This window comes from Hymenobacter agri, from assembly GCF_054778495.1.
Map to the genome: position 1 here is coordinate 1 of NZ_BAAGZM010000033.1, position 16,440 is coordinate 16,440.

General features: G+C 56.4%; 26 protein-coding genes. 9 read left to right on the forward strand and 17 right to left on the reverse strand.

Going from position 1 to position 16,440, the window contains the following annotated elements; all coding sequences use genetic code 11:
- From ACYVDE_RS03540 to ACYVDE_RS03570, 7 genes are all read left to right on the forward strand, one after another.
- A partial coding sequence (locus ACYVDE_RS03540) for a DinB/UmuC family translesion DNA polymerase (RefSeq protein WP_460500103.1) occupies nt 1–736 on the forward strand: 736 nt, incomplete at its 5' end.
- An 82-nt stretch (nt 737–818) separates the two neighbouring features.
- A complete protein-coding gene (locus ACYVDE_RS03545) occupies nt 819–1,016 on the forward strand; it encodes a hypothetical protein (RefSeq protein WP_138081975.1) in 198 nt (65 codons plus the stop codon).
- Entirely contained in the window at nt 1,016–1,492 is a 477-nt protein-coding gene (locus ACYVDE_RS03550) for a hypothetical protein (RefSeq protein WP_138081977.1), read from the forward strand. Before ACYVDE_RS03545 ends, ACYVDE_RS03550 begins: the two co-directional genes overlap by 1 nt.
- Complete coding sequence (locus tag ACYVDE_RS03555) at nt 1,492–1,857, forward strand: hypothetical protein (RefSeq protein ID WP_138081979.1); 366 nt, start codon at nt 1,492–1,494, stop codon at nt 1,855–1,857. The genes ACYVDE_RS03550 and ACYVDE_RS03555 overlap by 1 nt, the downstream gene beginning before the upstream one ends.
- A gap of 59 nt (nt 1,858–1,916) precedes the next feature.
- Nucleotides 1,917–2,300 (forward strand): hypothetical protein, encoded by a 384-nt coding sequence (locus ACYVDE_RS03560; RefSeq protein ID WP_460500104.1) that lies wholly within the window; start codon nt 1,917–1,919, stop codon nt 2,298–2,300.
- Nucleotides 2,301–2,589: 289 nt separating this feature from the next.
- Nucleotides 2,590–2,994 carry a hypothetical protein gene (locus tag ACYVDE_RS03565; RefSeq protein ID WP_138081983.1) on the forward strand — a complete coding sequence of 135 codons (405 nt, stop codon included), beginning with the start codon at nt 2,590–2,592 and terminating at the stop codon, nt 2,992–2,994.
- 3 nt (nt 2,995–2,997) lie between these two features.
- On the forward strand, nt 2,998–3,411 hold the full coding sequence (locus ACYVDE_RS03570; RefSeq protein ID WP_138081985.1) for a hypothetical protein: 414 nt from the start codon (nt 2,998–3,000) through the stop codon (nt 3,409–3,411).
- On the opposite strand, the gene ACYVDE_RS03575 is transcribed toward ACYVDE_RS03570, so the two are convergent.
- The 4 genes from ACYVDE_RS03575 to ACYVDE_RS03590 all read right to left on the reverse strand — a co-directional run bounded on the left by ACYVDE_RS03575 (nt 3,382) and on the right by ACYVDE_RS03590 (nt 5,809).
- On the reverse strand, nt 3,382–3,888 hold the full coding sequence (locus ACYVDE_RS03575; protein WP_460500105.1) for a hypothetical protein: 507 nt from the start codon (nt 3,886–3,888) through the stop codon (nt 3,382–3,384). The two genes, ACYVDE_RS03570 and ACYVDE_RS03575, sit on opposite strands and share 30 nt — an antisense overlap.
- Before the next feature lie 97 nt (nt 3,889–3,985).
- Nucleotides 3,986–4,321, reverse strand: coding sequence for a hypothetical protein (locus ACYVDE_RS03580; RefSeq protein ID WP_138081989.1), 336 nt, complete (start codon nt 4,319–4,321; stop codon nt 3,986–3,988).
- Between the two features lie 358 nt (nt 4,322–4,679).
- Nucleotides 4,680–5,447, reverse strand: coding sequence for a helix-turn-helix domain-containing protein (locus ACYVDE_RS03585; RefSeq protein WP_460500106.1), 768 nt, complete (start codon nt 5,445–5,447; stop codon nt 4,680–4,682).
- A gap of 137 nt (nt 5,448–5,584) precedes the next feature.
- Nucleotides 5,585–5,809, reverse strand: coding sequence for a hypothetical protein (locus ACYVDE_RS03590; RefSeq protein WP_171025835.1), 225 nt, complete (start codon nt 5,807–5,809; stop codon nt 5,585–5,587).
- A gap of 54 nt (nt 5,810–5,863) precedes the next feature.
- Here ACYVDE_RS03590 and ACYVDE_RS03595 point away from each other — a divergent pair, with 54 nt between their 5' ends.
- Nucleotides 5,864–6,508 (forward strand): uracil-DNA glycosylase family protein, encoded by a 645-nt coding sequence (locus ACYVDE_RS03595; RefSeq protein ID WP_394348402.1) that lies wholly within the window; start codon nt 5,864–5,866, stop codon nt 6,506–6,508.
- Here the strand turns inward: ACYVDE_RS03595 and ACYVDE_RS03600 are convergent.
- The 10 genes from ACYVDE_RS03600 to ACYVDE_RS03645 all read right to left on the reverse strand — a co-directional run bounded on the left by ACYVDE_RS03600 (nt 6,499) and on the right by ACYVDE_RS03645 (nt 11,445).
- Complete coding sequence (locus ACYVDE_RS03600; protein ID WP_138081995.1) at nt 6,499–6,861, reverse strand: hypothetical protein; 363 nt, start codon at nt 6,859–6,861, stop codon at nt 6,499–6,501. The genes ACYVDE_RS03595 and ACYVDE_RS03600 overlap by 10 nt on opposite strands.
- Nucleotides 6,862–6,864: 3 nt before the next feature.
- Complete coding sequence (locus ACYVDE_RS03605; protein ID WP_138081997.1) at nt 6,865–7,149, reverse strand: hypothetical protein; 285 nt, start codon at nt 7,147–7,149, stop codon at nt 6,865–6,867.
- Nucleotides 7,150–7,429: 280 nt separating this feature from the next.
- The gene (locus ACYVDE_RS03610; protein WP_138081999.1) at nt 7,430–7,867 is read right to left on the reverse strand and encodes a hypothetical protein; all 438 of its coding nucleotides are present in this window, start codon (nt 7,865–7,867) and stop codon (nt 7,430–7,432) included.
- 34 nt (nt 7,868–7,901) lie between these two features.
- Nucleotides 7,902–8,105, reverse strand: a complete 204-nt coding sequence (locus ACYVDE_RS03615) for a hypothetical protein (RefSeq protein ID WP_138082001.1) — start codon at nt 8,103–8,105, stop codon at nt 7,902–7,904.
- Nucleotides 8,106–8,192: 87 nt separating this feature from the next.
- Nucleotides 8,193–8,351: a hypothetical protein gene (locus tag ACYVDE_RS03620; RefSeq protein ID WP_171025837.1), complete on the reverse strand. Its 159-nt coding sequence runs from the start codon at nt 8,349–8,351 to the stop codon at nt 8,193–8,195.
- Nucleotides 8,352–8,767: 416 nt separating this feature from the next.
- Nucleotides 8,768–9,142 carry a hypothetical protein gene (locus ACYVDE_RS03625; RefSeq protein ID WP_138082003.1) on the reverse strand — a complete coding sequence of 125 codons (375 nt, stop codon included), beginning with the start codon at nt 9,140–9,142 and terminating at the stop codon, nt 8,768–8,770.
- Nucleotides 9,143–9,179: 37 nt separating this feature from the next.
- Nucleotides 9,180–9,470 (reverse strand): hypothetical protein, encoded by a 291-nt coding sequence (locus ACYVDE_RS03630; protein ID WP_138082005.1) that lies wholly within the window; start codon nt 9,468–9,470, stop codon nt 9,180–9,182.
- Between the two features lie 69 nt (nt 9,471–9,539).
- The gene (locus tag ACYVDE_RS03635; RefSeq protein WP_138082007.1) at nt 9,540–9,920 is read right to left on the reverse strand and encodes a hypothetical protein; all 381 of its coding nucleotides are present in this window, start codon (nt 9,918–9,920) and stop codon (nt 9,540–9,542) included.
- Between the two features lie 10 nt (nt 9,921–9,930).
- Nucleotides 9,931–10,287: a hypothetical protein gene (locus tag ACYVDE_RS03640; protein WP_138082009.1), complete on the reverse strand. Its 357-nt coding sequence runs from the start codon at nt 10,285–10,287 to the stop codon at nt 9,931–9,933.
- A gap of 207 nt (nt 10,288–10,494) precedes the next feature.
- On the reverse strand, nt 10,495–11,445 hold the full coding sequence (locus tag ACYVDE_RS03645; protein WP_138082011.1) for an LPD29 domain-containing protein: 951 nt from the start codon (nt 11,443–11,445) through the stop codon (nt 10,495–10,497).
- Between the two features lie 1,207 nt (nt 11,446–12,652).
- Here ACYVDE_RS03645 and ACYVDE_RS03650 point away from each other — a divergent pair.
- On the forward strand, nt 12,653–13,588 hold the full coding sequence (locus ACYVDE_RS03650) for a replication initiation protein (RefSeq protein ID WP_138082013.1): 936 nt from the start codon (nt 12,653–12,655) through the stop codon (nt 13,586–13,588).
- Between the two features lie 971 nt (nt 13,589–14,559).
- Here ACYVDE_RS03650 and ACYVDE_RS03655 read toward each other — a convergent pair.
- From ACYVDE_RS03655 to ACYVDE_RS03665, 3 genes are all read right to left on the reverse strand, one after another.
- Nucleotides 14,560–15,651 carry an adenylate/guanylate cyclase domain-containing protein gene (locus ACYVDE_RS03655; RefSeq protein ID WP_138082015.1) on the reverse strand — a complete coding sequence of 364 codons (1,092 nt, stop codon included), beginning with the start codon at nt 15,649–15,651 and terminating at the stop codon, nt 14,560–14,562.
- 65 nt (nt 15,652–15,716) lie between these two features.
- A complete protein-coding gene (locus ACYVDE_RS03660; RefSeq protein WP_138082017.1) occupies nt 15,717–16,034 on the reverse strand; it encodes an acyl carrier protein in 318 nt (105 codons plus the stop codon).
- 22 nt (nt 16,035–16,056) lie between these two features.
- Nucleotides 16,057–16,440, reverse strand: a 384-nt coding sequence (locus ACYVDE_RS03665) for a DUF2147 domain-containing protein (RefSeq protein WP_460500107.1), incomplete at its 5' end; no start/stop codon positions are given.

Consider the following 16,440-nt stretch of genomic DNA (forward strand, 5'->3'; position numbering starts at 1 on the left):
GGACCTGGCCCGCGTATCCGATACCTGGGCGCGCAAACACCTGGGCGGCGTGGTCGGGGCGCGGCTGGTGCAGGAACTGCAAGGCCGGCCCTGCGCGGGGTTGCATCCATCGGAAGATGGCACCCTGGCCCGGCAAAGCATTAGTTGCTCCCGAACCTTTGGCCGGCCCCTGGCGGCATTTGCCGATGTGCAGGCCGCGGTGGCTTCGTTTCTGTCGCGGGCGGCGGAAAAACTGCGCCGGCAAAACGACACGGCCCATGTGCTGACGGTGTTTCTGAGCAAAAACCGCTTTGCTACCAACGTGCTCCCTCCTTTCTCGCGCTCGGCTACCCTAACCCTGCCTTCGGGGCCTACGGCCGATACGACGGTGCTCCTGAGCTATGCCCGCGCCATGCTCAGCCGGCTATGGGAGCCCGGCACGCTCTACCACAAGGCGGGGGTGGTGCTCGACGGATTGGAACCACCCGGTACCGGCCAGCAGCTTTCCTTGTTTGACTCCCCGGCACCGATACCGAACAAAAGGGAAGAAAAGTCGCTGCAGGCGGAGCGGCCCGGCCTGATGGCTAGCCTTGATGCTCTGAACCAACGCTTCGGGCGGGGCACCGTGCGCGTGGCCTCGGCGGTGCTGCCGCCTGCTACAGGGGGGCGGCCCGTTCGGGCACCCTGGGAGGGGAAGGCACAGTGGTGTTCACCGGCCTACACTACCAGGCTGGAAGATTTACTTATCGTGCGCTAGCGTGCATATCGCCGCTGTACGCCCCATGTGCTACTTTTAGCAGCCGCTGTTTGCACCGATTCTTTTTACAACCTCCCCTCTCATGCAAGAAGTCGAAGTTTTATTCATGGTTACCCGCAACGGCGGTGGCACCCGCGAGGAACGAATCAAAACCCGCGTTGATAGCTCGACGCTCAACGCTGCCTCGGGCGACGTGGGAAGGAGGAAGCTGGACGGATGGGCCAAGCAGTTCTTTCCAGCAGACAAGGAAGCGCGGGTACTCTATATGAAGCGCCTCTAATGAGCACGACCCACGTCTTTGGCATGGCAAAGTCCAGCCTCGACCTGCTGGGCGCCAAACGGCAGAAGCTGGAGTTGGACTTCCTGCGCCTGGTGTACGCCTGTCAGCACTATCAGGCCAACGGCTGTCAGGCCTTCGGCTACCTTGCGGTCACCTCGGCCGCGATTGAGCAGCAGGTGGCGAAGTGGGCGACAAAATACCTGGTCCCTCCCGGCCTGGTGCAGTTGGTCGTGCCCGCCCTCTCGGATGCGGAGCAACAATCGCTGCTGGCGGAAAAGGGCCGGAACCGGCTGGGCAATCTGGCTAAGGCCGATGCGGCGGTCCTGCTAAAAGACGCCGATGGCTCTTTTGGGCGGGATTTGCTGGAAGCAGCGCTGGAATCCTCCATCCTAAAACAACACACAGCCCTTCGGGGGAGCGCAGCCGTGGGGGGCTACCCGATGGGCGTGCAGTGGGACTATTACGGTTCCTATTAATGGCTATTCACCTTCATTTCCGGCACGCGCAGGGGCTCCCGATGGGCGAACCGCTGGCGGCGTGGGAATCGCCGCCATGCCTCGTTTTTCCTTCAGTCCATGCCTTGCAACAAGCGGCCGACGCGCAGGGCCTTAAGGAGCTATTCTATGACGGCCCGGATGCCCTATTCCCTGACTGTGCCCTTGGCAAGGCCAATTTCTGGGCGGATGCCGAAGAACTGGTCTGGGAACTGGCATGCGACCACACCGACGACCCGGAAGATGCCACAACGTGGCCAGCGGGGTATGCCCTGCTTCAATTCCTGACCTTTTGGCGCCTGGCGCTCAACGAAGACGGGGCTCACTTAGAACTGATTCACATTTAATCTTTCAACGCACGATGCCAACCGAATACTATGGGGGTGATGGCCCGCCAAGCCGCACCGTGGGCCACTTTGAGGTAAAATACACGGTCACGCTGCCTGATGGCCAGCGCACGAACCAGCAGCAATCCTTTACGGAGTATGGGAAGGCCGAAGAATTTTACGCAGGCCTCGATGACTCCGCATTTCTGTGGGACCAAACGGGGATGCCCGAACTGTGCGCGGGCAAAACGCGCATCGCTTACTACTCCGGCCTGCTGTGGAAGGGACGGGAGAATCATAATGGAGCGGTTCGCCGCACCGTAGCCGTGAAAACGGATGAGGCGGAAAGTGCGGCCCAGCTGCTAAATTATATCAGCAAGCAGTTGGGACTGAAGCTTGACTTGGCCAGCATCCGCGAAGTCGATGCGGCCGGGTATGAGCAGTACAGGATAAAGACGGAGTAGCCCTGCCATGTGGCCTTATCTGGTTGCGCTTTTACTCATTGGCCCTCCCCCGCCGCGCCCGGCACCTATCTACATCTGTCAGGGTTCGGCTTCCTATGCCTACCATGTGTCGTCCCGGTGTGAGGGCCTGGCATGGTGCACCCGCTCCGTCAAACCGATGACGCGGGCAGCAGCCGTCAAGTTGGGTCGCCGGCCCTGTGGGCGCTGCTCCTATGGGAAATAATCATGTTCGTTCACCATGCCGCTACATCCTCTCAATCCTTACCAGCCCCCCAAAAGCTCTCCCTTTATGAAGAATAAGCTACTCATTGCCTTGGGCATTCTCCTCGCAGTTATGGTCTTTACAAATCCTGCCGAAACGGAAATGCAGAGTAAAATAACCAACTCGGAGCTGGTCGGGGACCTGTCAATGGCCAGGGCAATGAAAAATGCCACACCGATGATGCTTAGCCTGAAAACGTACTACATGCCAGAGTTCAAACTCAACCGGGTTAATTTCCTCATTGGGTCACTCTACAATCTGAAGTACGGATGGCATGGCACCATAAACGGGGCTGGAATGCCGCTAAGCTTTCCGCTGAAAAACCCTACTGACACGGAACACAACTTCACCGGTGAGGCTACTTATCTGGGGGTGCTGGGGCAGCTTATCCCTGTCTCCCGGAACGAAAGCATGAACTACCAACCGCAGTAAAACATGCTTGACGCGCTGCTCATCCCCCGGCACCCCGACGAGGGTTGCCACGAGGCCCAGGTACAGTTGCTGACGCTGGAAGAAAACCTGCTGGAACGCGCCCGCCTGGCGCAGTTCCTGCGCTGGGGCAATGCCACGTATTGCTACTACCACCACCACGAAGCCGATGTAACGGAAGCCGATTATCTCGAATGGTTGGAAGGTTTACCCGCCAGGACGCAGGCAACGATGCGGGCGTTGGGGTACGAAGAGATGCGGGACTCGCTGCCACTGCGGCGCTACGTGTTGGAAAAGAACGACATTGGCATGAGCGATTTTCTGAAAATCCTGCTCTCGCCGTCCGACTGGCAAGCTTATCAGGCAAGCAGTGAAGCAACGGTTAGCCCCCTACTCGCGGGCATAGTCCCATTCAACTAACAGGAAATTCTCGGGCTGTAGGCCCATTTGCAAGCCCGCTTCCAACCAACGCGGCTGCGTAGCCCGGATGCGGTCTTTTTTAAGGCGTTTGAGTTCGGCAAATACAATGGCCTCACCGTTCCAGCCGACGACATCCCAACACCCCGAGTAGCTGTTGCCGTTGGCCTGCGCAATCTTTTGCAGCAGGTCCTGAATCCTGGGGTCAGTGATGGGCTCGTGCTGCTGGCCGGCCAGCCCGGCATCGACCCAGGTCGTGAAGTGGTGAGGTGTCATTGCGCCAGCCCCATAGGTTTCTACCCACCGGGCCTGCCAGCCGGATAGTCGCACCAACTCGTACACGCAGAGTTCCGCAAAAACCGGCCGGCCACCGAAGTCAATTAGTGGTTTGTTGCCGAAGGTGTTGCTGATGGGGGCACCAGCCCACCGGCGTAGCTGCAACTCAACTTTCGGAACGGTCACCTCCCGGCCATCGCTCATAAGGGCTTCCGTTGTGGTGGGCCTTAATAGGCTGGGATATGTCAAACTCATGGTACCAGGTGAAGGAATTTCGGTTCAAGGTTAGCCTACGCTGGGCTTAGTCAGTCCGCCAACGGCGGGCAGGACGGGGTTTTCCTACCCACATGCCATGCTCTTGCCGCAGGTATTGCAGGGCTTTCTGGTCAAACACCAAATCAAAGTAGGGGTCAAACTTTAACAGCCGGCCAAGCAACACCGGCTTCTCCCCGGGCGCGGCCTGCCGGTCGATGATAAGTGCTTCCACTGTCCGCGGCTGCAGGGTCTTGTGCAGACCCAATGCGACGACTGCCAATCCTTCTTTTGTTTTACCTAGAAAAAGTGGGGTGCTGAACCATTCATTTTCCTCCGAGCGCGACTTACGGTAGTTAGGGTATGGCGTATCGAAGCTGGTCATGGGAGGCCCATATGAAGGAAACGATGGATTACTAATCGGCTGGCTCCGTAGATTTACAGTGCTCGTAGGAGCGCTCCGAAAGCCCGACGCACTGTAATGGTGCGGCGGGCTTTCTTTTACTTTCTGTCTAGTGGTCGGGCGTGCACTGCATGGGATTACACCCAAGCCCTTTAGGCAATGTATACTGTGCAACTCATTCCGTTGCTGCTCTCAGCGCGCTAGAACACAAAGAGCCGCCCTTTCGAGCGGCTCTTTCAACCTGTTTGTACCGGCTGTTGCGCGTCTACCCCACGCTTCAGTGGTAAAACATGCTGCAAACATACTGCTGCAACCTTCTCCGCCAGTTGGGAGGGGCCTCTCAGAGGCACTTTACAATTTCTCCAACGGGGGCGTACCCTTCTTCGGTGACTGCCAGGATATCACCTTTATCAGCTCCGGTTTGTTTGACTAAGTGGTCCAGCGCACCGAGTTCGTCCACACCCTGCGGGAAGTCCCTTTCCGCAAGTTGAACCATCTGTGTCTCGCCATCCGGCATCGTGAGTAAAATCATATACACGATGAAGTATTCTTGTTCGTCCATGTCAAAACCTGGCTCCATAGGATTGGCGTTGAGGTCTTGTTGGTATTCGTGCCACATCTTCAGCCAGTACTCATCACGAACGAGCTTCTCCTCAAAAAGCACCTGCATACCAAGTTGCTCTATCATTTTCGCGAAGGCCTTCTTTGGACCAAAATCATATATTCGGCCTCCTAACGGCGTATTCTCATAGGAGTCTTGGCTCGCAAATCCTTTCACCGACAATTGACTTAACTGCTCGAAGTTCAACTGCTCGTAAGGCACGGCACTAAACTGCTCATACGCCAACGTATGGTAAGCCAAGTGCAGCATCAAAGAGAACTTATCATAGACCGAATTCACAAACAGACCGCCGTCCTCCTGAATGAGAGTATAGACCGGGACTTGTAAAATCGCGGCGATGCTCACGAGTTTATCGTAGGGCATCGTCGTGCTCCCGGACTCCAACTTGCTGTAGGTAGAGGGAGCCATGCAAAGCTTATCAGCCATGCTTTTTTGCTTGATGCCCCGCTTTTTCCGAAGGTTCTTGATGGTATTATGCAGTTCCATGGTGTGGCTTTTCAACAAAGGAGCAGAGCCACGAGCAAACCGCAGAAAATGTTCTTTTATTTCATCTGCTGCACTACTCCATAAGATGAGAGTAACGAGTTACCGAGTGGGTGAGCAGCAGACCACCAAGCTCTGTTTTAGTCCGGTTGAGTGTCGGTAATGCTTACACTCATTTCGTACCGGTCCGCCTCAGCCGGAGCGCCGCTGGGTGGGGTGATAACGATTTCGTAGCGGTCGGTGGCATATTCGGCATAAATCCGGGTGCGGGCCGCTTCTACGGCTTCTTCGGAGCTGCCAGCGCCGATTACGGTTACCGTTGTGGCGTGGGAGCCAGAACCGGGACTTTCAAAGAATACTTCCATCGTAGGAGAGAAAAGGAGGAAAAAATGGCAATGACTTGTGGCAAGTGTGCCCATATGGGCTTAGGCTTTTATTCTGATACTATTGGCCCAGTTGAATACTTAGAGGGCAAAACGAGCGCGGACATATGGATTGTAGGGCTTAATCCAAAACATGATATTGGCCACGTTGAGCAACGAACGCCAGCCGAGTTCGCGGCTTTCGACCCAGATTGCCATCCGTACTTCTGGGATTTCAGAAAAGTCTCCCCGGCTCTGTATGCCAATTGGAAAGGTCCCAACAGTCGCATCGCTCATACGGACTTGGTGAAATGCTTCTCTCCTAGCTTTCCGGCCGTCGTGTTAGTCAATGGCTCTCCAACAGAAGTTGACAGTAAGCAAGTTGTGACTAATTGCAGCACGCATCTACTGGAACAGATTCGCCGGTTCAGGCCCAAAGTGATTATTTGTAATGGTGCGCCGGTATGTTACACCGTCATGGGGTTCTTTCCTCCTAATAACGAAGCGCAGACTAATCGTGCTACCTCCTACAAATACGAACTTGACCTGGGGAATGGCTCGAAGCATTCCCTTTGGCTTGTGTTCTCGGGATTCATTGGAAGAATAGACAATTGGAACAGAAGAAGGCTAGGGGTTGAGATTGAGGACATACTGGCGAGTGAAGGAATCGAATTGCATTCGGGCACAAGCAGCTACTCATAACCTTTGAGAAAGGTAAGCTGCTCCTGAAACGCAGCCAGTGCCTCGGCCGATGGCAAAACAAAGCGGTGGATTTTGCTACCGGGGGGGTACTGAAGCAATCCGGTTGGTAAGGCTAGACAGTTAAGTACCCGTTGTAGAAAGCGGGGTTGCGGGCCTTTCAGGGTGTTGTTTTTCAGGCCAACAACATTGGTGTAAGTTAGCTGCTGCGCGTCGCAAAAGGACTTTACGTTCCCACTACCAAGCATTTTCAAGCGGCCCTGGGCATAGCGTAGTGCGTCGTCATAGGGCACCGATAAACGCAGGTCCGGCAGGGTGAGCGGCGCTACTTCTTGCCGGCATTCTTCCTTTTCCATGCTTTATAGCTGTTTAATGTAGGCTATCAGAGGTGCGAGATAAGTTGGGAGCCACTCCGGGTAGACTTTGTGACATAAGTAGCCAAAGCTGATGCTGCCGCCCAGCATCAGCACCCAAATGATTCGCTCCATACGGCGGGCATAGGCTAATTCTTTTTGAATGTCTTGGTCCGTCACCTGGCCGCGCTGGTAAGCTGCTCTTAGGTTCAGGTCAGTTTGGCAAAGGGCTGCCGAATTCTCAAGCAGCTGCTCTAGCAGCTTGTCGGGCATTTCGGGGTTGGAATTCATAAGCAAGGGTACTAACGCATGATTAGGGGCGGTGCTGGGAACTGGGCTTGTACCCAATCTCCGAAAAGCCAGGCCAAGCCAAAAATGGCTGTAGTGCCGCCGATGATGATGGCGGCCACTGCGCGGTTGTACCGTTTCTGGTCCTGGGCCAGCTTTGGGAGTGCTTGGCGTAGCAGTTCTTCCCCGCGACGGCTGGCCGCGTAAAGCGTCTGGCTTAACGGGTCTGTGGCGAGGGGAAGCGGTGGTAAAGGCCGGTGTTGCCGGCGACGAGGCAGGAATCTCATGCGGCGTAGGGCAATGCACGCCACGCCGGCGCGGGAGCCTGGCCGCTGCTCAGCTGCTGCACCAGCGTATCGACTTCCTCCGGGCTGAGCATATCCCGGCGCGGGCCTAGAAACCGGATGCCATCGAACAAGTCCCGCTCCCCGCTCACAAAGCGCACGGCATACACGTTTTCGTAGTTGCCAGTGTAAGCGTAGCGGGTGAAGAGCGTAAGGGCCTGGGGGTCGATGTTGTACTCCTGGCAAATTTTGGCGGCCAGTGTTACCTGGCACTGCGCGAGGCCGGCCGCGCCACCTTCGGCCAATTCGGTTGCAACGGCCCATCCCTGCTCGGGATGAACGACCAACTCGCAACGGGTCGGGGCCTGCTTCACGTCGTCGTATAGATGGAATGGCAGTGCATGAGTAACGCCGGCCAGCGTGACTAAGCTGTTCATAGGAAAGGAAAGTAAGTGGTAGGGAAAGGCAGATTTAGGGGAGGGGTACAAGCCAGCCCTGACGCTGAAAACGCTCGCGCAGTTCGCCGGCCGACGTGTCCTCCCCGATGAATTGCAGCCACTCAGCTACGGTAGTCAGGTCCGGGGCTTCGGCCAGAAACTCGTTTGGGGTGTTGAGCGCAGTGGCCGCGGCAAGACGCTGCTCCGGGTCGGGGTAGCGCAGCAGCAGCTCGGCCATCTGATATAGCATCCCCCGGACGCCTGGCTTTGGCGGAGTTGATTCAAAGGGAATATCCATCAGGCCGGGCGCTGGAAGGAATAGGGATTAGTGTTGCCGGGAAGGCCGGCCGGGCTGCGAGGCCGGAATTTCGCTGGGGTTCTGCATCTGGTAAACGGCCAACTGAAAGACCTGCTCCAAGTCCAGTTTGGCCAGCACGGCCAGCCGCTGCAATTCGTCCAGCGTGGCGGTCTCTGGCTTCTGCATCCGAAGCGTGAGCGTCCGGTAAACGACGCCTAATTCCTGGGCGACTTCCGTCCGCGGGCCTAGCGCATGGATTAGCTCAGCCAATGTATGGCAGGCTACCGGGCCGGGGCTGGTCGGTTGAAGGAGTGGCATAACTTGAATGCTGGGGACCGTCGGGGCTTTGGGGCTTTTCATGGGAGCAAAAGAAGGCTGCTTTTTTGTCAACATTACGGCTTACCGTAAAAAATGACAATTTGATGCCCTCACATTGCTCAATTCAAACAAGGCCGACACGTCGTAGCAGACTATCTGGTGGCCGTCCGGCTCGGTGATACGGTCGAGGAATACCAGCATGTGGCCTTGCTGCGTCTGGCGCTCGCCGGCCCACTGCAGGATGGCAAAAGTTGAAAAACCACCTTTTATAAGCCAAGGCCAAGCTATTGGCTAGGGCTGCTCGGACCAAGGGGCACTTGGTCAGGAATGGGCAAACTGTCCTCGGTGCGAATGCTGGGGCGCGGGCCGGTAGGGATAATTGGCTCGTACCAGTCGCGGTAGGCCGTGTTAAGCCGGTTGGCAACGATGGCCAGCCGCTCGGGGGTACCCTCGCGCTTCAGCCAGATATGGGAGCTGCCGCAAACGACCTGGTAGCCCTCGCCCATCAACCCGCGGATGTAGGGCGCCAGCGCCCGCAAATCGTCCTGGCGGGTGTGGGCCTGCACGTACTTGCGAACGGCCATCAGACGCTCCTTCTCGGCCGCGTCGGCGGGTTGTATCTCAATAGCTAGGTAGGCTTCCTGGTGGTATGTGCTCATAGGGAAAAGAACAAAAGGGAAAAAAGGGACTGGGGAATTAGAGTAGAAGTAAGGAGTACTGCCCGCCTTGTTCCTCGCGGGTCCGGCGCAGGCCCTCCTGGGCTATCGGGCGGGCCGCTTTTACCAGCTTTAGCAGCGCCTCGTAAGCTTCGGGCGTGTCGATTAGCATACCCATGTGCTCCGCTACTTCCTCGGCCAGCACTTCGCTGTTGATGCCTTTGCCTAGTTGCTGCATCAGGGCCTCGACGTCGGCAATGGCGGCTATCACCTGGTTGCGGTACTGGTTCCACATCGGGCTTTGAATGGTCGGGGCTTCGCTGGCTTTCATAGCGGGAGCAGATTACTTGACGGCCCATTGCAAGGCCTGCCTTGTGGGTAAAAATTCGAGTTCGGCGTCCTAGCGCTGGGCGCTGGCGTAGGCTTTGCCCTGGCTGAGTACCACCGCCTGGGCGCTGTGAATGGGGGCTTGGTCCTGGACCCGAAAAAAATGGCCGGCGTGGTATGGGTTGTAGCTGATGGGCTCTGTGGCTGTGGGCTGCGGAGCGCTACGGAAGGTTCCGATGGCATAGGCGTGAACATTGCGCTGGCGCTGGGTAAGGACGCGCTGCCGGCCGGTTTCCGTCACTTTGAACACTACTCCGGTCAGTTGCACCGTGGCAAGGTGGGCCACTACCAGCCCCGCGAACTGCACCGAAAACAGGCCCTTGTATTTCAGGTTGCGGTACACCTTCACTTGCTGGCCTTCTAGGTCGATGGAAAGGGCTCGGGGGGCTTTCATGGCGCGGCGCTTAGAGGTGGGTATCGTAGCCGGTAACCGACGTAAAGAGGGCTTGCAGGTCATCGCCGTACACCATCTCAAAAACTTGCTCGTGGCTGATTACCGGCTCCCAATCGACGAGCACCTGGCGGTAAAATTCCACTTTGTAGGTGTCGGAGGGCATGAGCGTAATTTTCATACGGTTGACCTGGGCTTGGTTCTTCCGCAAATTCATGCGAAGCCAAGGGTTCGGGTTGCTGTCTGACCGACCAGCTGCCATCAGCTTATCGGCTCCGGTCATCATCAGAAACTTATTGCCGCCAAGCTGCTGCAAAATGATATAAGCTTCTTCTACTACTTCGGGCTTCGGGGCTGGGGCGTTGCTCATAGAAAAGGGCTTTTTGATGCGTTGCTGATACTTATTAAACGCAAAAGGGCGTATTTATGTTGCTTTTTTAGCAATAATAATATTATTTTTTTGGCAATAAATTGGCATGAAAATGACTTTTTCCCTCTTGTAGTTTTTGTAATTGCATTCTCCTTTTGTCCCCGGGCCTGCCCCGCCCGGCTCGGGGCCGGGCAGGTGCCGTCGCTCCTAGTAGGATTGTAGCCAGCTTAGCTCAGCCGCGTAAAATTGGCGGTCTGTCTCGTCGGCCAGTGGCTCGGCAACGGTCAGTTCCAGGCCCTCGGCCGTGTTGGTCAGCGTGGGCGTGTGGCCCTGGGCAGTCAGCGCCTCGGCAAAGCGTTCCAGGTCGCCAAAGCTGCTATCACTGGTGACGCTGTGGATGCCCTTGTTCTGGCCGTAGCTGGCCTGCATCGCGTGGCGCTGGCGGTGGTGCCAGTCGTAGAAGGCAGCGAACTGCTGGGCCAAGCTGGGGACCTCGCGCAAGTCGAGCGAGTTAAGGAAGAAGCCGTAAGCCGGCGAGTAGCTGCGGCGCTCACTGATGTACTTGGCCCCGTAGCTCATGCGGTAAAGCTTGCCGCTCTCGTCTATGGTCGTGGGCTGCCGGTGATACTCGTACATATCCTCCTGGCTGTTGTAGTGGCCGCTAATGAAAGGGGCGTACACCTGCTCCACCTGCTTGCGGCTCGGTCCATCGATGTAGGCAATATCAACGCTGGTGCCGTTGGCGAAGCTGTCCGATGTTACGCTGAATTTCACCCCTGGGAATGCTTTTTTCAGGGCCTCCCGGATGAGCTGCGCGGTGCCGGCGACGGTGTAGCTGCGCCAGGTAACCTCGTCCTCCTGGCGGTCATGGTAAGGAGCGCGCACCGTCTTGTGTTCCTCGGCCCGGCGCTGGGCCACTTGGCCAGCCAGGGTCAGTGCCTCAATGATTCGCTGCTCGGCCTGCGCCTCGTCTTTGGCGCTGTAGTACTTAGCCGGCTTGCTCTGCTTGCCATAAAACACGGCATAGGAAAAAGAGCCGGCCCGCTCCCGCACGTAGCCAACGGCTACCGTGTCGGCTACTTCCTCCACCCGAACCTGCCGGGCGTTTTCGGTAAAGTACTGGCGAAGATGGTCGAGGGTTTGGGAGGTGCGTTTCATAGCTAAAGCATTGTTTTTGTGATTGTTACTTATAGTATTTAAACGCAAAACACCCCCTTATTGTTGCTTTTTTAGCAATATTATTTACATTATTTTCTGCTGATAAAAAGTCGTTTTTGGCATAGCCGTTGATTTTTTCCCTTTTGTTCTTCTGAGCTGGTTGGGGCACTAATCACCCGGCTAGGTAGGGTAGCAAGCACGCCTGCAGCGAGGCAGTATTTCGGTGCTTTATTCCTTTGGTTCGCGGTAGGGATGGGAAGGGAGCGACCAGCGGGAGTTGTCCGTCAGGACCGGAGCGCAGCGCAGCCCTGGACAGCCCGGCCACCCGCCCAATTGTCTTCCAACTGCCTTGCTGTGGGCGTCCACTCCTCTAACTAGGAGGTTTTATAAGTCCAACCCGATGCTCTTCTGGTCAGAGGCGTTTAGCGTTTTGAGCCAACGGCAATGGGCACTGATGGAGAATGGACCAGCAGTAGTCCGAGTTGCGAAACCCTGCCTGGTTCACCTAAATAGGATTCTGAATCGAAAGAGGAGGAATTATAAGTCCCTTTTGCTTGACGTGGGGCCAATCTAAGTAGGAGGTTTTATAAGCCAGACGATATGAATTGTCTGCTTAAGAGGGGTAGTGCCTCCCTAAGTAGGAGGTTTTATAAGCCATAAGGGCGTTCTCACCTGTCGGGGAGTAGTTTCTGCAGTTCTAAGTAGGAGGTTTTATCAGTCAAAAAGGAGGCAATAATGCCGTCAGTTAGAAGCGCTCTGGGTCGGGGTCATAGCATATCTTTGAGTGGCTAAGGGGCATCCAGGAGTGTTGTATTAGTAAAATAGTAATAAATAGTAGAAAAGTGCAATCCCGGTTTGTGCTATTATAAACCCTCCCTTTTTGTTGTTTTTTCGTTCTGCCGCCCACCTTCTATACTTAAATGCTTTTTTAGAGGGGGCATCATCAAGCTTGTGGTATTTTAAGTATTTAACAGTATTTGTAGGGCGGCGTAACAGCTTATTTACCAAATACTTATAGTACATAACTAGGAGGTTTTATAAGCCAATCAGGAGGTTTTATAAGCTGAACAGGAGGTTTTATAAGCTAAGCAGGAGGTTTTATAAGTTGAAGCAGGAGGTTTTATAAGCTAAGTAGGAGAAATTTTTACTTCCCTCCTACTTGGTTTTTTTGACGTATGTTTGAGACGTCGAACCTTCCCTCGCTGCTATGTCTACCACTGCTGCTGAAACTGTTGCCTCTGTCCAGGTGCGACAACATAATGCCATCACCAACGCACGCTATGAAATGAGCGCTTGCGAGATGGACATTGTCTTTGCCTTACTCTCCAAACTAAGCAGTAACGATAAGCCCGGCACGATGTACTTGGTACGGGTTCGCGAGCTGGAGCTTCTGACGGGACGCCAGTGGAACTACAAGCAACTGCTAGATTCGACTGAGCAGCTCAACAGCCGCATCTACCATATCGAGGATAAGGCCAAAGTGCTACAAATAAGTCTGCTGGCTTCGGCCGAGTACTTGAAAGGCAAAGGGGTAATTGAGCTGGAAATCTCGGAGAAGATGCGTCCCTACCTCATCGACCTGAAAAGCAACTTTACTAGCTACCACCTGCAAGCGGCTCTGAGCCTGACGAGCAAATTTGCGAAGCGTATCTATCAGTTGGTTTCGCAATGGAAAGACGTAGGGCACACGAAAACCTACACCCTGGATGAGTTTAAGTACATGCTCAACCTGAAGGACCCGAAAGGAAAAGAGCCGGAGCAATACGTCGCCATCGCCAACTTTCAGCGTGACGTGCTGAAGGTAGCCATCAATCAAATAAACGAGCACACCGATTTACGGGTCAGCTACGAGCTGTTGAAGTCGAGCCGTGCCTATGACCGGATTAAGTTTTATGTCAACGCGCAAGAGCCTAAGCAACTGCTGATACCCTTTGAGTTGCCGGCCGATGATGCCAAAGCCCAAATGGCCAGCAAGCACCTAGAGTCGTTGGGCATTGTCGAGCCCAAATTGGTGCAGGAGATTTTGCAGAGCCCCAAGCATACAGAAGCCCTTTTCGGCTTCATTTATAAACTCAAAACCGATAAAATCAAGGCCGACAAGAACCCTGGAGGGCTTTTCCTGAAAATGCAAGGGCTCCGATAGTCAGTCTGGCCAGTAAGCAGGCCTACGCGGCATTGTCGGTATTCCTTTTGTTCGGCCCGTCCCGTTCGCAGCATCAAACTTTAGCCAAGGCCACTTTGGCCGCATGGTGCTGAACAAGAATTTGATTTGGAGGAGGCCCTAGAGGGAGTATTTAAGGCTAAAGGTCCCGTACTTTTAGCTGCAAAAACCCCTCGCACAACTTTTAAAATGGTTAAGCTAGCTTTCTGTAATCTGCTACTACTACTGCTCTCTATCAGTTTTTGTGCATCTGCACAGCATCAACTTGGGGCCGAACAAACCAAACGATTCAGCATTGCCTACCAAGTCAATGACCTGCTTGGCACCAAGGAGGTAGATGTTGCAGAGCAAGTCATAGATTCTCTATGTCTTGCTCATGCTAACGACCAAGAGCTTGTGGGCGTTATCAGAGTCAGTATGATGGACTGGCTCAGGTATGGCCTTGGTTAAAAGTTTGGTACAAAGGTTAAACGAGGAATTGGAAATTGTCTCCCAATTAAATGTATACAAGGCTTCTACGTCATAACAGAGGGCTTTCCAAGGTTTCACCGCAGCAGTTAAACTGGTCTTGCCGGTTGCACAGCTGCCAGCTTACAAGCAAGCCGTTATCATCTCTGGCATGCTGCTGAGTTGCTGGCCTGAAGTCCAGATGCAGTCAGAGTCCCAATGAAGGCCGAACAGGTCAACAAGGTGGGGCCTAGAAGCGACACCGGTGGCCCCACTTTCTGGCTCCATTTTCTGCTACTCAACCGCCACTGATTAATGGGGGCCAGCAAGGTGTACCTTTCTGGTTCCCCGCAGCCGCAGTTAGCGGGCGTCGGCATGCCTCTACACCAAGCTGCCAAACAGCTACCCGTTATACTTTTGTACTAAACTTTTAACCAAGACCAATAGCTTGTCTTGTTTGGAGTAGCCTTCGGCCCGCAATGGAGCAATGACCTCCTGCATGACTACTACGTCGGCTCGCGCACATCCACCAGGCGTACGGGCTGCTGGCGGCCGCGCAGCGTTATCTGCCCCAACTCCCGCAGTTCGTAGGCGGGCAGGTTGCCCAGCCGCTCCCGCAGCTCCTGCGACACCAGCAGGCGGCTGCCCAACGCGTTGCATTCGGCCTGAATACGGGCGGTGGTGTTGAGCGCGTCGCCGTGGTAGACCAACTCGCTTTTAATGTCGCCCACCTGCGTGGCCATGACGCGGCCGAGGTGGGCGCCGGCCTTGAATTCGGGCACCACGCCGTAGCGGCGGCGGTAGTACGCCTGCCGCGCCGCAATGACGCGGGTGAAGGCAAAAAAGCACTCCAGACAGCGCGCGTGCGCCGCTCCCACGGCCGTGGGCCAGGTCAGCACGGCTTCGTCCCCGACGTATTGGTAAATCTCGCCCCGGCTGGCGACCACCGGCGCGCTCAGGTCCAGGAAAAAGTCGCTGATGAACTGGCTGTAGCGTTCTTCCCCCAGCTGTTCGGCCAGGCCGGTGGAGTTTTTGACGTCGAGAAACAAAAAGATGCGGTGCTCGGCCACGGGCTTCAGGTAGCGGCCCGTCAGCAGCCCCAGCAGCACCCGCGGGCCGATTTTGCGGCTGACCTGGTAGGCGAGAATGGTAGCCAGCAAGCTCAAGCCATACAAAGCGAGCATTTGCGCAAACGCCCCCGTGCCCACCGTAAAACGGGCAGCCGAGGCCGTCGCGAGCCGGGCCGTCGCGTCCGTCGCCCCTTGCTGGAGCCACGTTACCACCCCGCGGCCCGCCACCACAAAACCGGCCGAGAGCACCAGGTGCAGGCCCAGGGCCAGGCCGACGGTCACCAACAGGGGCTGGCGCGCCAGAAACCGCGGCAGCACCCGCACCTCCAGCACCCCAATCAACAGGCCTACCGGATAGCCCACCAGCAGAACCACGACCCCACGCAGCACGCTCGGACCGCTGATTAAAGCCGCCCCGATTTCCAGCAGCGCCATGAACAGCAGGGCCACGCTGGCTTCGGCCCGAAAGCGGTAACGGTCCAGCGCCGAGGGCCGGGGCAATTGGGGCAGCAGGGGGGCGGTGAACATGAGAGAATAGGCGAAAAGGGTGGGGCAAGCCGGAGCAGGCCGATACAGACTTTTTGGTGCCCGATTCAGGCCGCCCGGGGCAGGTGCCGGCGTACGCAGGCCACCACGTCGCCGAGGGTAGCAAGGGCGGCTACTTCCGCGTTCGGCAGGTCCAGCCCGAACTCCGTTTCGAGGTCGAGCGCCAGCTCCTGCCGGTCAAGCGAACTCAGGTGCAGGTCTTCGGTTAGGCGTAAGCCGGCTTGCCAACGGCGGTGCCCGACCAGCACGTGGCGCAACGCCCGGGCAATGCGCCGCCGGACCGTGCGGCGGGGCGCCAACGGGGTTGAACGGCCTGTCATGGTAAGGCTCAGCAGTTCGGGGCGTAGGGAATCAGGAGTGTGCATGGGTAGCACTGGCTGAAGGCCGTCAGGGGGCCGTGCGCTTGAACGTGAGGGTGCGGGTCATCAGCAGCACGCGGCCCTGCACGCGCAGGGTGTTGGCATCGTCGAGCCAGGCGGTGGCCGGAATGTGCTTGCCGAACCGGGAGGCGTAGAGCGTGCCGCCGGTGAACTTGCCTTCGCCGGGGTTCCAGCGCAGGTTCCAGAACATGTCGGTGCCGACGATGTCGCGGCCGCGCAGGCGGAGGTCGGGGTTCTGCGTGTCCTTGGGAGGCACCCCAGGCCCTATCACCAGAATGGTGGCGCGCCACCGGCCGGCGTGCTGGCTGACCTGAATTTTGTACTGCCCTTCATCGTGCAGCCAGATGCCCGCTGGGTTGGGTGCCTGGACCGAGGCGGCGGCCAGGGGCCA

Excerpts from the sequence above, each read along its gene's own strand:
- ACYVDE_RS03605 (WP_138081997.1), bottom strand. The coding sequence starts at position 7,149 with ATGAATTCCAACCCCGAAATGCCCGACAAGCTGCTAGAGCAGCTGCTT.
- ACYVDE_RS03600 (WP_138081995.1), bottom strand. The coding sequence starts at position 6,861 with ATGGAAAAGGAAGAATGCCGGCAAGAAGTAGCGCCGCTCACCCTGCCG.
- ACYVDE_RS03570 (WP_138081985.1), top strand. The coding sequence starts at position 2,998 with ATGCTTGACGCGCTGCTCATCCCCCGGCACCCCGACGAGGGTTGCCAC.
- ACYVDE_RS03655 (WP_138082015.1), bottom strand. The coding sequence starts at position 15,651 with ATGTTCACCGCCCCCCTGCTGCCCCAATTGCCCCGGCCCTCGGCGCTG.
- ACYVDE_RS03660 (WP_138082017.1), bottom strand. The coding sequence starts at position 16,034 with ATGCACACTCCTGATTCCCTACGCCCCGAACTGCTGAGCCTTACCATG.
- ACYVDE_RS03645 (WP_138082011.1), bottom strand. The coding sequence starts at position 11,445 with ATGAAACGCACCTCCCAAACCCTCGACCATCTTCGCCAGTACTTTACC.
- ACYVDE_RS03615 (WP_138082001.1), bottom strand. The coding sequence starts at position 8,105 with ATGGCCGAGCTGCTGCTGCGCTACCCCGACCCGGAGCAGCGTCTTGCC.
- ACYVDE_RS03630 (WP_138082005.1), bottom strand. The coding sequence starts at position 9,470 with ATGAAAGCCAGCGAAGCCCCGACCATTCAAAGCCCGATGTGGAACCAG.
- ACYVDE_RS03565 (WP_138081983.1), top strand. The coding sequence starts at position 2,590 with ATGAAGAATAAGCTACTCATTGCCTTGGGCATTCTCCTCGCAGTTATG.
- ACYVDE_RS03610 (WP_138081999.1), bottom strand. The coding sequence starts at position 7,867 with ATGAACAGCTTAGTCACGCTGGCCGGCGTTACTCATGCACTGCCATTC.
- ACYVDE_RS03620 (WP_171025837.1), bottom strand. The coding sequence starts at position 8,351 with ATGCAGAAGCCAGAGACCGCCACGCTGGACGAATTGCAGCGGCTGGCC.
- ACYVDE_RS03595 (WP_394348402.1), top strand. The coding sequence starts at position 5,864 with ATGGGCTTAGGCTTTTATTCTGATACTATTGGCCCAGTTGAATACTTA.
- ACYVDE_RS03585 (WP_460500106.1), bottom strand. The coding sequence starts at position 5,447 with ATGGAACTGCATAATACCATCAAGAACCTTCGGAAAAAGCGGGGCATC.
- ACYVDE_RS03590 (WP_171025835.1), bottom strand. The coding sequence starts at position 5,809 with ATGGAAGTATTCTTTGAAAGTCCCGGTTCTGGCTCCCACGCCACAACG.
- ACYVDE_RS03650 (WP_138082013.1), top strand. The coding sequence starts at position 12,653 with ATGTCTACCACTGCTGCTGAAACTGTTGCCTCTGTCCAGGTGCGACAA.
- ACYVDE_RS03545 (WP_138081975.1), top strand. The coding sequence starts at position 819 with ATGCAAGAAGTCGAAGTTTTATTCATGGTTACCCGCAACGGCGGTGGC.
- ACYVDE_RS03575 (WP_460500105.1), bottom strand. The coding sequence starts at position 3,888 with ATGAGCGATGGCCGGGAGGTGACCGTTCCGAAAGTTGAGTTGCAGCTA.
- ACYVDE_RS03640 (WP_138082009.1), bottom strand. The coding sequence starts at position 10,287 with ATGAGCAACGCCCCAGCCCCGAAGCCCGAAGTAGTAGAAGAAGCTTAT.
- ACYVDE_RS03550 (WP_138081977.1), top strand. The coding sequence starts at position 1,016 with ATGAGCACGACCCACGTCTTTGGCATGGCAAAGTCCAGCCTCGACCTG.
- ACYVDE_RS03580 (WP_138081989.1), bottom strand. The coding sequence starts at position 4,321 with ATGACCAGCTTCGATACGCCATACCCTAACTACCGTAAGTCGCGCTCG.
- ACYVDE_RS03625 (WP_138082003.1), bottom strand. The coding sequence starts at position 9,142 with ATGAGCACATACCACCAGGAAGCCTACCTAGCTATTGAGATACAACCC.
- ACYVDE_RS03635 (WP_138082007.1), bottom strand. The coding sequence starts at position 9,920 with ATGAAAGCCCCCCGAGCCCTTTCCATCGACCTAGAAGGCCAGCAAGTG.
- ACYVDE_RS03555 (WP_138081979.1), top strand. The coding sequence starts at position 1,492 with ATGGCTATTCACCTTCATTTCCGGCACGCGCAGGGGCTCCCGATGGGC.